14 protein-coding genes are annotated in these 13,565 nt (G+C 58.4%); 12 read left to right on the top strand and 2 right to left on the bottom strand.

Annotated features, from left to right (window positions below; translation table 11 throughout):
• Positions 1 to 62: 62 nt before the first annotated feature.
• The 8 genes from MCRY_RS02725 (at position 63) to MCRY_RS02690 (ending at position 4,815) form a co-directional block, all read left to right on the top strand.
• Positions 63 to 371 carry an EthD family reductase gene (locus tag MCRY_RS02725; RefSeq protein ID WP_085627945.1) on the top strand — a complete coding sequence of 103 codons (309 nt, stop codon included), beginning with the start codon at positions 63 to 65 and terminating at the stop codon, positions 369 to 371.
• A gap of 301 nt (positions 372 to 672) precedes the next feature.
• Positions 673 to 1,056, top strand: a complete 384-nt coding sequence (gene rplS / locus MCRY_RS02720; protein ID WP_085627944.1) for a 50S ribosomal protein L19 — start codon at positions 673 to 675, stop codon at positions 1,054 to 1,056.
• A gap of 11 nt (positions 1,057 to 1,067) precedes the next feature.
• A complete protein-coding gene (rpmE, locus tag MCRY_RS02715) occupies positions 1,068 to 1,289 on the top strand; it encodes a 50S ribosomal protein L31 (protein ID WP_085627943.1) in 222 nt (73 codons plus the stop codon).
• Between the two features lie 168 nt (positions 1,290 to 1,457).
• Positions 1,458 to 1,763 (top strand): hypothetical protein, encoded by a 306-nt coding sequence (locus tag MCRY_RS02710; protein WP_085627942.1) that lies wholly within the window; start codon positions 1,458 to 1,460, stop codon positions 1,761 to 1,763.
• The gene (locus MCRY_RS02705) at positions 1,763 to 2,809 is read left to right on the top strand and encodes a hypothetical protein (RefSeq protein ID WP_085627941.1); all 1,047 of its coding nucleotides are present in this window, start codon (positions 1,763 to 1,765) and stop codon (positions 2,807 to 2,809) included. The genes MCRY_RS02710 and MCRY_RS02705 overlap by 1 nt, the downstream gene beginning before the upstream one ends.
• 113 nt (positions 2,810 to 2,922) lie before the next feature.
• On the top strand, positions 2,923 to 3,732 hold the full coding sequence (locus MCRY_RS02700; RefSeq protein ID WP_085627940.1) for a division plane positioning ATPase MipZ: 810 nt from the start codon (positions 2,923 to 2,925) through the stop codon (positions 3,730 to 3,732).
• 58 nt (positions 3,733 to 3,790) lie between these two features.
• The gene (locus tag MCRY_RS02695) at positions 3,791 to 3,988 is read left to right on the top strand and encodes a hypothetical protein (protein WP_085627939.1); all 198 of its coding nucleotides are present in this window, start codon (positions 3,791 to 3,793) and stop codon (positions 3,986 to 3,988) included.
• Between the two features lie 50 nt (positions 3,989 to 4,038).
• Positions 4,039 to 4,815, top strand: a complete 777-nt coding sequence (locus MCRY_RS02690; protein ID WP_085627938.1) for an HpcH/HpaI aldolase family protein — start codon at positions 4,039 to 4,041, stop codon at positions 4,813 to 4,815.
• Positions 4,816 to 4,848: 33 nt separating this feature from the next.
• Here MCRY_RS02690 and MCRY_RS02685 read toward each other — a convergent pair whose 3' ends face one another.
• A complete protein-coding gene (locus tag MCRY_RS02685; RefSeq protein ID WP_085627937.1) occupies positions 4,849 to 6,066 on the bottom strand; it encodes a TsoY family (seleno)protein in 1,218 nt (405 codons plus the stop codon).
• 240 nt (positions 6,067 to 6,306) lie between these two features.
• Here MCRY_RS02685 and MCRY_RS02680 point away from each other — a divergent pair, with 240 nt between their 5' ends.
• The 3 genes from MCRY_RS02680 (at position 6,307) to MCRY_RS02670 (ending at position 10,724) form a co-directional block, all read left to right on the top strand.
• The gene (locus MCRY_RS02680) at positions 6,307 to 9,762 is read left to right on the top strand and encodes a chromosome segregation SMC family protein (protein ID WP_085627936.1); all 3,456 of its coding nucleotides are present in this window, start codon (positions 6,307 to 6,309) and stop codon (positions 9,760 to 9,762) included.
• Between the two features lie 42 nt (positions 9,763 to 9,804).
• Positions 9,805 to 10,161: a hypothetical protein gene (locus tag MCRY_RS02675; RefSeq protein ID WP_085627935.1), complete on the top strand. Its 357-nt coding sequence runs from the start codon at positions 9,805 to 9,807 to the stop codon at positions 10,159 to 10,161.
• A gap of 200 nt (positions 10,162 to 10,361) precedes the next feature.
• On the top strand, positions 10,362 to 10,724 hold the full coding sequence (locus tag MCRY_RS02670; RefSeq protein ID WP_085627934.1) for a response regulator: 363 nt from the start codon (positions 10,362 to 10,364) through the stop codon (positions 10,722 to 10,724).
• On the opposite strand, the gene MCRY_RS02665 is transcribed toward MCRY_RS02670, so the two are convergent.
• Entirely contained in the window at positions 10,721 to 11,710 is a 990-nt protein-coding gene (locus tag MCRY_RS02665; RefSeq protein WP_085627933.1) for a glutathione S-transferase family protein, read from the bottom strand. The genes MCRY_RS02670 and MCRY_RS02665 overlap by 4 nt on opposite strands.
• Positions 11,711 to 12,068: 358 nt before the next feature.
• Between MCRY_RS02665 and MCRY_RS02660 the strand changes: the two genes are divergently transcribed.
• Positions 12,069 to 13,559, top strand: a complete 1,491-nt coding sequence (locus MCRY_RS02660; protein ID WP_085628152.1) for a SulP family inorganic anion transporter — start codon at positions 12,069 to 12,071, stop codon at positions 13,557 to 13,559.
• The last annotated feature ends 6 nt before the right edge of the window (positions 13,560 to 13,565 follow it).

The following is a 13,565-nucleotide window of genomic DNA, read 5'->3' as shown; positions in this document are numbered from 1 at the left end:
CCGGCAGTGCGTGTGCGTTTTGTGCTAAGCAAAAGCCATTGCCCGACTCGGAGGAGATAGCAATGGCACTTTCCCTACAGGTGATTTACCCCATCACGGACGAGACCCATTTCGACTACGACTATTACCTTGGCACCCATATGCCGATGGTTGGTGAACACATGGGCGCGCATATTGCATCCGTGCTGGTGACCAAAGGGCTGGCCAGTGGCCCCGATGCACCGCCGCAAAGCTATGCTGTTGCCACGATGACCTTTGCCGACAAATCCGCTCTTGATGCGGCGCTTGGCGCGTCTGGGCCAGTGGTCGCCGACATTGCCAATTTCACCAACACGCAACCGCAAATGCTGATCGGAGAGGTGATCGCCTGATCTCTGCCCCGGATGATCACACCAGACAAGGCACAGGGGCCGTCTCCTCAAACGACCCTTGATTTACTGCGACGCTTCTGGTTTACGGCGCGTGTTCTGGGTGTCAGCCCGGTGCGGTGATTCCGTGTGCTCTTCGGACATGGCAAAATCGCACCCTTCCCGAACATGACAAGACAAAGACGACCTGATCTCTGGCGGGCGCTCCGATCATTCGGAACAGGCGGACCCGGACGAAGACCAAGAGCTCTTAGGACGCGCACACCTTTGCGGAGCAACCGCAAGCAGTATTAGGAGAGAAGCGATGGATCTGATCGCTCAGTTGGAGGCGGAACAAATTGCCGCCCTAGGGAAAACAATTCCCGATTTCAAAGCCGGCGACACCATCCGTGTCGGCTACAAAGTAACCGAAGGCACCCGTACCCGTGTGCAGAACTACGAAGGCGTCTGCATCAGCCGCCGTCAGGGTTCTGGCATTGCCGGTTCGTTCACGGTTCGCAAGATTTCGTTCGGTGAAGGCGTGGAGCGTGTGTTCCCGCTCTATTCGACAAACATCGACAGCATCGAGGTTGTTCGTCGTGGCCGCGTCCGTCGCGCCAAGCTGTACTACCTCCGTTCGCGTCGTGGCAAATCGGCCCGTATCGCGGAAGATGCAAACTACAAGCCCCTCAAGGGCGCAGACGCGTAAGGAGTGCCGAGATGAAAAAAGACATCCATCCCGAATACCACGTCATCAACGTCAAGATGACCGATGGCACAATGCTCGAAATGCGTTCGTGCTGGGGCAAGGAAGGCGACACGCTGTCGCTCGACATCGACCCGACTGTTCACCCGGCCTGGACCGGTGGCAGCTCGCGCCTGCTGGACTCCGGCGGCCGCGTGTCGAAGTTCAAGAAGAAATACGAAGGCCTCGGCTTCTAAGCCTACTTCAAAAGACGTCGAAAAAGCCGCTCCAAACAGGGGCGGCTTTTTTCGTTGTAGCATGGTCTTTTCAAATCCGCGCTCGGCAAGTCTGCCCTTCCGACTTGGTGCGCATTTCTCTAGGCTTAAGAGGAGTGCTCAATTGCACTCTTGGGAAGGATTGCCGCGTTGGACCTGTCGCCTTTGGTAGCTGCCGTTGCACTGTTTGCTGCCTCGACCGCGATCGGCATGGCGAACGTGGTCAAAATCATCACAATCTACGAAGCGAAACACGAACTGAAGCAAGGGTCTGCAGGCTGGATCCGGTCGATCTCCGGCTGGACACTGGTGGTGTTTTGGCTGCTCATCACATGGTTTCTGGCCACGATCATCGGGGACTGGCATGTCAGCGGCGATCTCGAGGGCGCGCTGGATCGGTCTTGGCTGCGGTTGCAGATCGTGCTGGAAATCATGGCGGCGCTAGGATCGGATTGATGGAGCAGAGCGCAGTCAGCCAATCAGAGATTCAGTGCAACAGCTGCGGTGGGCAGTGCGCCTTCGACCCTGCGCAGCAGGACCTACTGTGCAAAAGCTGCGGATCGCTCTGGCCGTTGGCGACAGAGGATGACCACAAAGCCGCCGAAGAGTTTCCGTTCAATCCCGACGCGCCGATGGAAGAATTCCCGGGCCTGCAAGGCGACCAAATCCACCAATGCGAAACCTGTGGCGGCGCGGTGGTCTTCACCGGTTCGGCGCTCTCCGAGAACTGCCCCTACTGCAACGGACCGGTTGTGCTCGGGATCGAGGACAAAGCCTATGCAACCATGGCGCTGGTGCCGTTCAGGGTTAACCGTGACTACGCCACACATCGCATCACCGACTGGGTCAGCCGCCGATTTGCCGCGCCAAACGATCTGGCAAGCTTTGCCGAAGATGGGCGCGTTGCCAGCGTTTACGCCCCATTTTGGACGTTCGATTCCAGAGAAGCGATTGAGTATTGGGCATCTTACACAACTGGCTCTGGCGATAGCCGGCGCAGACACCACGTGTCCGGAAAGATGGACGTCTTATTCGACGATCTTCTTGTACCTGCATCAGAGCATGTCACGCCCCTGATCCGCGATGGTATCTTGCATGACTTTCGCCCCGAATATTTACGCCCCTATCGGGCGGGATACCTCGCCGGATTCGCGGCAGAGCGGCACACCATGCCAGTGCGCAAAGGGTTACGGCTTAACAAGCAGGACAAGGATCTTTTGATCCGCAACAAGATCAAGAAGCATGTCGGTCGACAAAACGCACGAGTCGACCGCTACAGAACCGACACGACCGGCATCCACTACCGGCGCATTCTGCTTCCGGTCTGGATTTTGCACTACAGCTACCGTGGCACTGCAAAGAAAGTCGTAGTGTCAGGGATCGATGGTCGCACCTTTGGTGAACGTCCGTTCTCTCCATGGAAGCTGGCGGCCTATTCCGCGATTCTGACAGCATTGACGATGGCGCTGGGATTGATCTGGGGCGCTACCGGCATCTTGTGAAGGTGAGTCGCCACTGCACCGTTCCGCAACGGATTGCGCCCGTTCACGCATCTGGCGTTGCAACCCGCAGCGTCTATGCGCATAGCTGATCAAAAGCATGCAAGAGCAGAAACATGGCACACATCATAGTTGTCGGAAACGAAAAGGGCGGTGCTGGGAAGTCGACCGTGTCGATGCATGTCGCCACGGCGCTTGCGCGTATGGGCCACAAGATCGGTGCGCTGGATCTTGATCTGCGGCAGAAGACGATGGGGCGTTACATCACGAACCGGATGAAGACGCTCGAAACTGACGATCTGGATCTGCCCACGCCGCGCTATCTCGAGCTTCCTGAAATCGACCCCGAGACGCTGCAACCGGGTGAAAACATCTACGATCACCGCCTGTCCGCCGCTGTGGCCGAACTTGAGCCGGGCAGCGATTTCATTCTGATCGACTGCCCAGGATCGCACACGCGGCTTAGCCAGGTCGCACACTCGCTGGCGGACACGCTGATTACGCCGTTGAATGACAGTTTCGTGGATTTCGATCTGCTGGCCCATACCGATGCCACCGGCGAAAAGATCGAAGGCCCGTCGGTTTATTCCGAAATGGTCTGGAACGCCCGCCAGCTTCGGGCGCAGGCCGGTCTGCCCCCCATCGACTGGGTTGTATTGCGCAACCGTCTGGGCGCGCAACAGATGGTCAACAAGGCCAAGATGGAAAAGGCGCTGGAACGTTTGTCCAAACGGATCGGATTTCGCGTGTCCCCCGGTTTCAATGAGCGTGTGATCTTCCGCGAACTCTTCCCCCGTGGCATGACACTGCTCGACCTCAAGGATGTGGGTGTGAAGCAGCTCAACATCTCGAACATCGCGGCGCGCCAGGAATTGCGCGATCTGATCAAGGCGCTAAACCTGCCCGGTGTCTCGGTCACGTTCTAGATCACTGGCCACACGCGCCGCGCCGCCTATGTTTTTGCAAAGCAAGGAGGAGAGGCGCGTGACAGGACCTACGAAAAACGAGCTTTGGTTTCGCCTGCTCTTCAGCCTTGGCGGATTGGCGTTGCTGATCGTCGCAGTGATGGTGCGTGGCATCTCGAATTCCGCAGCTCTGGTCGAGGTTGTGGGCATCGCAGGCGCGTTCTTTGGGGGCACTGCGATCTGGTCCGCACGCAAGCTGGCGCGCCACCGGGAGTGACTTGCCTTACCCAAGGCGGTGGTGTCTGATCACGTCAAAAGGAGCGACCCATGCCAGCCCCCCTCAATCGTTTCAAAGCCGCATTGGCATCAGACACCCCAACACTTGGTTTGTGGCTGGCCTTGGGCACCGGATACGCGGCGGAAATCGCGGCGACCGCAGGGTTCGATTGGCTGCTGATAGATGGCGAACACGCGCCAAATGATCTGGTGACGCTCCATGAGCAACTGATGGCGCTGTCAGGTCACGATGTATCCCCCGTTGTGCGCATCCCGCACAACGATCCGGCGCTGATCAAACAGGTGCTCGACCTTGGTGCGCAATCCTTGCTGTGCCCAATGGTCAATTCCGCTGAAGAGGCCCGCGCTATCGTGGCCGCAACGCGTTATCCACCGCGTGGCATCCGTGGCGTTGGGCATATGCTGGGGCGGGCTTCGGCGTTCAATGGCATCCCGGATTATTTGGAAACCGCTGAAAATCAAATTTGTCTTATCGTTCAGGCTGAAAGTGTTGCTGCAATGGACGCGCTGGAAGAGATTTGCGCGGTCGATGGTGTGGACGGGGTCTTCATTGGCCCCGCCGATCTCTGCGCCGATATGGGTCGCTTGCCCGACACCACCCACCCCGATGTCCGCGCCGCCGTACAGGACGGTCTGCGCCGCATCCGTGCTGCGGGCAAGGCGGCGGGCATCATCGACGGGGATCCGGCACTCATTCAGCAGGACATCGACGCCGGTGCAAACTTCGTCGCTTTGGGGGCTGATGTACTTTTGCTGGCCGATGCGATGCGCGGGCTAGTAAAAACGTGGAAAGCCCGGACCACCTGATCCGGGCTCTCGCAGTTTCGTTGTGCGCCGGTCTTATTCGGCGGGCACCGCAATGGCAGGAACGGCGCTGCGTGCAAAGTGCTGACGGTTGAGCCGGAGAACCAATGCGATGGCCACAATCTGCGCCACGATGGCAATGCCGGTCACACTCCAATAGGCCACACCGAACTTTTCGATCGCTCCGGCAGCGACAAGACCCTTGTTTACGAAGAAGTGAGTCATCACCGACAGTGCAACGGCCGGGCAGACCAGAGCATAGGAGCCCGGCGAGGTCTTGGTGCCCATGACGAAGTCGCTGAAATAGCCTTGACGCATCATCACCACCGCGCCCAGCAGCAGGAACACGATCTGGATCGACAGAAGCCGTGCAAGGAAGACCATGGTCTCACCTGCTTGCGCATGGGTGTCGAAGGCAACATGCAGGCCGTGGCTTTGGCGCAGAAAGAGGATGCCAAGGACCGTGACGATCGGAACGATGATCATCAAGGTCGGGCCCGCTTCGCGTGCAGTCCCATGCTGGAGCATTGACGCAAAGGCAGTGGTGGCGGCAATCACGGTGTAAAGGATCGCAGCGACGCCAAAGAATGTCGACAGCATCAGGGCGACAGCCACGATGGTGGCAGAGGTGCTCATCGCGGCGGGTGCGGCAAAGCCAACGCCAACCATTGCGATGCTGAACGCGGGCAAAAGCTGAGCGAACGAATTATGTGCAGTCACATCGAAGACGCCGCCTGTGGACAGGACACGGCCAAGGAAAGCTCCGATCATGCGCAGAGCCAGCACGCCTATGGCGGCAAAGGCGATCAAAGCTATCGGGAACAGGAATTCCACCACGCTCCAAAGCTGCGGCACGAAAACCAGACCAACGATGAACATCGCATTGACGGTCATCGCAAGCGCGAGTGGCATCGCCAAAAGCGTGGCTTCGGCATTGGTCTCGCGCAGTTTGGCGTAGGCGTCGGTTTTCTTGAAGGCTGACAGGGAGTGCAGGTTCCAGATCAGCGATTTGATGTTGAGGAACGCAAAGACTGCGATGCCGATCAATGCTGCGGCAATCGCGGCCTGCATGGCGACTCCACCGGTCGCAAAGGCAGCTGCGATGTCTTCGAACACCGGAACCGGCTGGCCCGGATGCGGCACCCAGAACATCAGGAACATGAAAAACGTGACCGCGATGCCCCCGGCCCCAAGAGAGGCCAGAAAATAGATCGGCGAATAGGTGTCAGCGGGTCTGGATACGGAATGGTCCATGGCGAGTCTCCTTGTATTCCGAATTTGGAATATATTTACATTCAAAATACGGAATGTAAATACCTTTCGATCTTTGCGTTCTTATGCTGTTGAGTTCATGCGCTGAAAAATCCTTAACAAAACCGCAATATCTTGTGGATAAGCGGTACAGACTTACCACATGCGGAACCAAATCGTTGACTCGGCGCCAACGCCCGCGACAGACTGTCCTTCACATCGGGAATCAGGCAGGCTTTACAGGTGCGCTTTTCCAAACTCCGTCTGACGGGCTTCAAAAGCTTCGTGGACCCCACCGATCTGATCATCGCGGATGGTCTGACCGGCGTAGTGGGGCCGAACGGCTGTGGAAAATCCAACCTTCTTGAAGCGCTGCGTTGGGTGATGGGCGAAAACCGCCCGACCGCGATGCGGGGCGGAGGGATGGAAGACGTGATCTTCGCAGGCGCCGCAACGCGCCCTGCCCGCAACTTTGCCGAAGTCTCGATCCAGATCGAAAACAGCGACCGGCTTGCCCCTGCTGGCTTCAATGATCAGGACCAAATCGACATCGTTCGCCGCATCACCCGCGACGTGGGCAGCGCCTACAAGGTCAACGGCAAGGACGTGCGCGCCCGCGACGTGCAGATGCTTTTCGCCGATGCCTCGACCGGGGCGCATTCCCCGGCGCTGGTGCGGCAGGGCCAAATCAGCGAACTGATCAACGCCAAGCCGAAGAACCGCCGTCGCATCCTTGAAGAAGCCGCGGGCATTTCTGGTCTGTATCAGCGGCGTCACGAGGCAGAGCTGAAGCTCAAGAACACCGAAGCAAACCTGCTGCGCGTTGATGACGTCATCGAACAATTGGCAGCGCAGCTTGCGCAACTTGCCCGCCAAGCGCGACAAGCCGCCCGGTACCGTGCCATTGGCGAAGAACTGCGACACGCCGAAGGGTTGCTGCTGTATCGTCGTTGGAAAGACGCGGACATCGCCCGTGCCGAAGCAGACGGGCAACTTCGAGAACGGACAACCGAAGCCGCCAAGGCCGAAGCCGCCGCACGCGAGGCCACCAAGGCGCGTGAGCAGGCCGATGCTGCTCTCCCCCCTTTTCGAGAGGAAGCGGCCATTGCAGCGGCGATTGTGCAACGCCTGACACTCCAGCGTGACACGCTGACCGAACAGGAACGCCGCGCCGCGGAAACCATCGAAACGCTGACCCGCCGCATCGACCAGATGACCAAGGACATGGAGCGGGAAAGCGGGCTGAACCGGGATGCTGGCGAAACGATCCAGCAACTGGAATGGGAAGCCCGCGAACTGGCCAAAGCCGCAGAGGGACATGATGACAAGCTGGCTGATGCTATTGAGGCCGCGCAGGAGGCGGGTGCCGTCTTGCAGGCGCGCGAAGCCGATCTGAGCCAGAAGACAGAAGACGTGGCGCGCCTTGCTGCGCGACATCAATCGGCGCATCGCTTGCTGTCCGACAGCCAGAAAACACTCGACCGGAACGAGGCAGATGCCCTGCGCGCCCGCGAGGCCATGGCGGCAGCGAAACAATCATTGGCGGATGCCAAGGACGCGGCGGCAGCAGCAGACGCGGAACAGGTCGCAGCACGTGATCTGGCCGACCGCGCAGACCAAGTCCTGACCGAGGCCGAAGCGGCGCGTGCCGAAACCCAGTCACGCGAAGCCGACGCCCGCGCGGAGCGATCCGAAGCAGAAGGCGAGATGAATGCGCTGAGCGCGGAGACCACCGCATTGGCGCGCCTTTTGGATCGGGATACCGCTGAAGGCGGCCAGATCCTCGACCGGCTTCAGGTGGAACAAGGGTTCGAAAAAGCGTTGGGCGCAGCGCTGGCCGACGATCTGCGCGCACCCGAGGTCGAAGACGATGGGCCCACGGGTTGGACAGCGCTACCGCGCTACGACGCCGATCAACCGCTTCCATTGGGGATCACGCCGCTCACCAACCATGTGTCAGTGCCCGAGGTTCTGGAACGGCGCATGGCACAGATCGGTCTGGCCGACCCAGAAGACGCCGCCCGCCTTCAACCGCTACTCAAACCCGGTCAACGTCTGGTCAGTCTCGAAGGCGATCTTTGGCGCTGGGATGGATACCGCGCTTGGGCAGAAGATGCCCCGTCTGCTGCGGCACTGCGTCTGGAGCAGTTGAACCGTCTTGAAGCGCTGAAGCAGGAAACCGCCCGCGCGTCAGCCCGTGCAGATGGAGCACGCGCTGCGCATGAGAGCCTGACACAGCGATTGGCGGACCTCGCCATGGCCGAAAAAGCCGCCCGTCAGGCACGCCGGGATGCTGATGCGTCGGTGACCGACGCGGCCCGCAAGCTAAGCCGTGCCGAAGCGGATCGCGACATGGCAGAAGGCAAGTTGGAAAGCCTTTCACTTGCTGTCAAACGCCACGAGGACGAAGCCACGACCGCTCGGGCGCAGATGGTCGAGGCGCAACGTGCCGTGGCCGATCTTGAAGACCTCGAGTCGGCCCGTGCCGAGGTGGAAGACCTCAAGATGACGGTCGAAGCGGCCCGCATGACCATGATGTCGCGCCGGTCGGCGCAAGACGAGCTCCGCCGCGAGGGTGATGCCCGCAAGGGACGCTCGCAGCAGGTGAGCAAGGAGCTCAGTGGATGGCGGCACCGTTTGGAAACCGCCGAAAAGCGGAGTGCCGAACTGGCAGAGCGGCGTTCGGCAGCGCAGGCGGAGCTTGAGGATGCATCAGGCCTTCCGGCGGAACTGGCTGCGCAACGCGACTCGCTGGGGTACGAGATTTCGCAGGCAGAAGCCCGAAAGGCTGCGTCGGATGACAATTTGTCGACAGGTGAAGCGGCTCTGAGAACCGCAGATCAGGCCGAACGCGAAGCTGAGCGCAAAGCGTCCGAAGCACGCGAGGCCCGTGCAAGATCCGAAGCCCGCGCAGAAGCTGCGCGCGATGCGGTCAACACAGCGTCAGAGCGGATCGCGGAGGAGCAGGAAACCAGCCCGACCAATCTTTTGCAGAAGCTTGGGGCTGATCCCGACAACCTGCCCCGCGCAGAAGCGATCGATGCCGATGTGAACCGGCTCAAACGGCAACGCGATGCCCTGGGCGCCGTGAACCTGCGCGCGGAGGAAGATGCGCGCGAGGTACAGGAAGAGCACGATACGCTGCTGAGTGAAAAGCTGGATCTGGAAGAAGCGATCAAGACATTGCGGTCTGGTATTGCCAGCCTGAACCGCGAAGGACGCGAACGCCTTTTGACGGCGTTTGAGCAGGTTAACAGCAATTTTACTTTGCTTTTCACGCACCTTTTCGGTGGCGGCGAAGCAAACCTTGTAATGGTCGAGAGCGATGATCCGCTGGATGCCGGGCTTGAAATCATGTGCCAACCGCCGGGCAAAAAGCTGTCGACGCTGTCACTGCTTTCCGGGGGAGAACAGACGCTCACCGCGCTCGCACTTATCTTTGCAGTGTTTCTTGCGAATCCTGCGCCGATCTGTGTTCTCGACGAGGTGGACGCGCCGTTGGACGATGCCAATGTGACCCGCTTTTGTGACCTGCTTGACGAAATGTGCCGTCGTACGGAAACACGCTTCCTCATCATCACGCACCATGCAGTGACGATGGCGCGCATGGATCGCCTGTTCGGCGTGACCATGCAGGAACAGGGGGTCAGCCAGCTTGTGTCTGTTGACCTGAAGAAAGCGGAGCGTCTGGTCGCGTAAACGTGTCTGCGCCGTGGTCGTGTTTGTGACTACACTCAACAGATGTTCAAGTTTGCCCTATTATTCGCGCTGTTTCCAGTCGCGCTCTATGCCCAAAACTGGGCTCCGAGAGACAGCGATGTTCTGTTTGATCAGGTCGGCCTCGAAGCATTACTGCGCGGCACGACAATCACCTTCTTCGATGATGGTGAATCCAAGTTTTTCGAAGATGGTCGCTACACCTACACCTATGCGAACAATGGCGGCACGGGGTACGGCTATTTTACCGTGATGGAGGACAGCACGATCTGCATTGAATTCGTTACCGGGTTCTCGCGGTGCGACCTTTACGTGACCGACACCGATGGCAGATTGATCATCATCACCGCAAGTGGCGACAGGTTTCCTACCCGCCGGTGAACCACAAGAGCGCAAGAGTCAGGTCCAATGCATCGCGCCAGCCTTCTGCATGACGCGACGATTTCAAACAAAATAGGCCATGTTTCGCCTATTTTAAGAAATTGATCACATTCATTACCCTGCAATTAACCGTTTGTTATCTAATGAAGGCGGACTCTACCCAAGAAATGACCACCTCATATGAAAGCCCCGTTGCCCGAATGAATGTGCTGATCGTGCAAAACGACGCCAAACTTGGCCAGTTCTGGCAACGCCATTTGCAGCGTCATGACCACGTTGCAGACGTCGTGCAAGATCAGGACAGCGCGATCGTTCGGCTTCAGGAACAGTTCTACCCGATTATCATTCTGGACGTGGTGCTGGATGGCGGAAGCGCGATTGCCGTCGCAGATTATGCCAGCTTTCGGCATCCCGATGCCCGCGTGATCTTTGTCACCAACACGAGCTTTTTTTCGGACGGCTCCATTTTCCAGCTGTGCGCAAATGCTTGTGCCTTCGTGCCCATCGCCACCCAACCTGAAGACTTGGCGGCGATGGTCGAGCATTACGCCAAAACCGCCTAGGCTGCGGCCAGTCTGCCACGCTCATGGGGTGCGTCAAAATCAAGAACCGGATTGATCGGGATGATCCGGTACGGATTGATGGTCTCGTGACTGTAGTGGTAGTGCCGTACGATGTGGTCAAGGTTAACAGTCTCAGCCACACCCGGCCATTGATACAACTCGCGTGTGTAGGCCCAGAGGTTAGGATAGTCGACGATCCTGCGGCGATTGCATTTGAAATGCAGATGATACACCGAATCGAACCGCACAAGCGTCGTGAACACGCGCCAATCCGCCTCGCTGATATGGTCTCCGACAAGATAGCGCTGCCGTGACAGCCGCTCTTCGAGCCAGTCGAGGCTGTCAAAGAGAGGTCCGACAGCCGCGTCATAGGCTTCCTGCGTAGTCGCGAAACCAGATTTGTAGACACCGTTGTTCACTGTGTCATAGACGCGATCATTGACCTTTTCGATCTCGTCTCGCAGTGCAACGGGCCAGAAATCGTCAGCATTGCCGGTCAAGCCATCGAACGCCGAGTTTAGCATCCGGATAATTTCGGAACTCTCGTTGGAAACGATGGTCTCACGCTGAGTGTCCCACAGGATCGGAACCGTCACGCGGCCAGACGCTTTGGGATCGGCCTTGAGATAGATGTCGCGCGCGAAAGGCAGCCCATAGAGCATATCGCCGGTGGCAGCCGGAAAATCAGGATCAAACGTCCAGCCATCCGTCAACATGTCGGGGTGAACGACCGACACACCGATATGGTCTGTCAGCCCCTTTATGGCACGGAAAATGAGTGTCCGATGGGCCCACGGGCAGGCAAGGCTGACATAGAGGTGGTAGCGGCCGGACTCGGCCTTGAAGCCGCTCTCGCCGGTGGGGCCGGCGCTGCCATCTGCGGTAATCCAGTTGCGATATCGAGAGGTACTGCGCTTGAACGCGCCACCCGTACTCTTGGTGTCGTACCATTGGTCATTCCAAACGCCGTCAACCAGATGTCCCATCTCGTGCTCCTCCTGCCTCTGTCATATCAACACTTAGAGCTCTGCACAGTTTCACAAAACACCCACATTCGCGCAGACTATCACGGATAACCGCACAGATAGGTCTACCATCCCTTCACCAATGGGCAAACCTGCCCGATATGCCTGCCTTGCCCACAAACACCATGACAATATCCCAAAAGCTGCAAAGTCAGGCACCGTTCAACTTGGCATCTTGGCCATGCCAAGGTATGGGGACCACGAAATTGATCGGGTGACACCCGCGCTGGCCAATGGCCAGTTCCCCGCTGGAACCCCAATACGACGACACCGACAAAGACCGCGAGACCTGTCTGCGGCCTATGGGCAAAATTCTTTCATGATCTCAATCGCACAGTACAAACGACAATGGACACACAACATCCGCGGCGATCTGTTGTCCGGACTGGTGGTCGCCCTTGCCCTGATCCCCGAAGCGATTGCGTTCTCAATCATCGCCGGTGTCGACCCAAAGATCGGTCTATACGCATCATTCTCCATCGCCGTGATCACCGCGATCACTGGCGGACGGCCGGGCATGATTTCTGCTGCAACCGCTGCCACGGCGGTTCTTATGGTCACGCTGGTCAAGGATCACGGGCTGCAATACCTGCTGGCTGCCACTGTGCTTGCCGGTCTTTTGCAGATCGGCGCAGGGCTTTTGAAGCTGGGCTACGTCATGCGCTTTGTGTCGAAATCCGTGATGACGGGGTTCGTCAACGCATTGGCGATCCTGATCTTCATGGCACAGCTTCCTGAACTTGATCCAAGCCGGGTGCCGATGATGACCTATGCCCTTGTCGCGTCGGGGCTGTTGATCATTTATCTATTCCCCTTGCTGACAAAGGCTGTGCCCTCGCCGCTTGTGACGATCGTCGTGCTGACCGCCGTTGTCGTGCTTATGGGGTGGGATGTCCGCACCGTTGGCGACATGGGTGAATTGCCCGACACGCTGCCGGTGTTCTTGATCCCGGACATTCCGCTGACATTCGAGACCCTGCAGATCATCTTTCCCTACTCGGTCGCAGTGGCTGTCGTAGGTCTGCTGGAAAGCCTGATGACCCAGCAAATCGTCGATGACCTCACCGACACCAGTTCCAACCGCAACCAGGAATGCATCGGTCAGGGTTTGGCCAACACCGCCACCGGGTTCATCGGTGGCATGGCGGGCTGCGCCATGATCGGACAGTCGATCATCAACGTAAAATCCGGTGGGCGCGGACGTTTGTCGAGTTTTGTGGCAGGTCTGTTTCTGCTGATCCTTGTGGTTGCCTTGGGGGATATCGTCGCGATCATTCCTATGGCAGCGCTCGTGGCGATTATGATCATGGTCTCCATCGGTACATTCTCGTGGTCATCGATCAAGAACCTGCGCGACCATCCGAAATCGTCGTCCATCGTGATGCTGGCGACTGTGTTCTTCGTCATCTACACCCATAACCTTGCCATCGGGGTGCTGGTCGGTGTGTTGCTGTCGGGCATCTTCTTTGCGTGGAAGATTTCGCAACTGTTCCGCGTTCGGTCGACGATCACACCGGACGGCGAACACCGAACCTACATCATCGAGGGCCAATTGTTCTTTGCCTCATCCGAGGATTTCATGAAGGCTTTCGACTTCCGCGAGGCCCCGGCCCGCGTGACCATCGACCTCAGCCGCGCACATATTTGGGATATATCTTCGGTTGCGGCCTTGGATATGGCTGTGCTCAAGTTCCGCCGCGAAGGCGCAGAGGTCGAATTGATCGGTCTCAATGAGGCGTCCGATACCATCGTCGACAAGCTTGCCATCCATGACAAGCCCGGTGCGATGGACGAATTGCTCGGCCACTAGGGAGCC

The organism is Marivita cryptomonadis (assembly GCF_002115725.1).
Lineage (GTDB): Bacteria > Pseudomonadota > Alphaproteobacteria > Rhodobacterales > Rhodobacteraceae > Marivita > Marivita cryptomonadis.
The sequence above is the reverse complement of the archived record's forward strand: the minus strand, read 5'-3'. Positions and strand labels throughout refer to the sequence as shown.

What these genes read in the sequence shown, in the direction of transcription:
- MCRY_RS02725 (WP_085627945.1), top strand. Translation starts at nt 63, where the DNA reads ATGGCACTTTCCCTACAGGTGATTTACCCCATCACGGACGAGACCCAT.
- rplS (WP_085627944.1), top strand. Translation starts at nt 673, where the DNA reads ATGGATCTGATCGCTCAGTTGGAGGCGGAACAAATTGCCGCCCTAGGG.
- rpmE (WP_085627943.1), top strand. Translation starts at nt 1,068, where the DNA reads ATGAAAAAAGACATCCATCCCGAATACCACGTCATCAACGTCAAGATG.
- MCRY_RS02705 (WP_085627941.1), top strand. Translation starts at nt 1,763, where the DNA reads ATGGAGCAGAGCGCAGTCAGCCAATCAGAGATTCAGTGCAACAGCTGC.
- MCRY_RS02700 (WP_085627940.1), top strand. Translation starts at nt 2,923, where the DNA reads ATGGCACACATCATAGTTGTCGGAAACGAAAAGGGCGGTGCTGGGAAG.
- MCRY_RS02690 (WP_085627938.1), top strand. Translation starts at nt 4,039, where the DNA reads ATGCCAGCCCCCCTCAATCGTTTCAAAGCCGCATTGGCATCAGACACC.
- MCRY_RS02685 (WP_085627937.1), bottom strand. Translation starts at nt 6,066, where the DNA reads ATGGACCATTCCGTATCCAGACCCGCTGACACCTATTCGCCGATCTAT.
- MCRY_RS02675 (WP_085627935.1), top strand. Translation starts at nt 9,805, where the DNA reads ATGTTCAAGTTTGCCCTATTATTCGCGCTGTTTCCAGTCGCGCTCTAT.
- MCRY_RS02670 (WP_085627934.1), top strand. Translation starts at nt 10,362, where the DNA reads ATGAATGTGCTGATCGTGCAAAACGACGCCAAACTTGGCCAGTTCTGG.
- MCRY_RS02665 (WP_085627933.1), bottom strand. Translation starts at nt 11,710, where the DNA reads ATGGGACATCTGGTTGACGGCGTTTGGAATGACCAATGGTACGACACC.
- MCRY_RS02660 (WP_085628152.1), top strand. Translation starts at nt 12,069, where the DNA reads ATGATCTCAATCGCACAGTACAAACGACAATGGACACACAACATCCGC.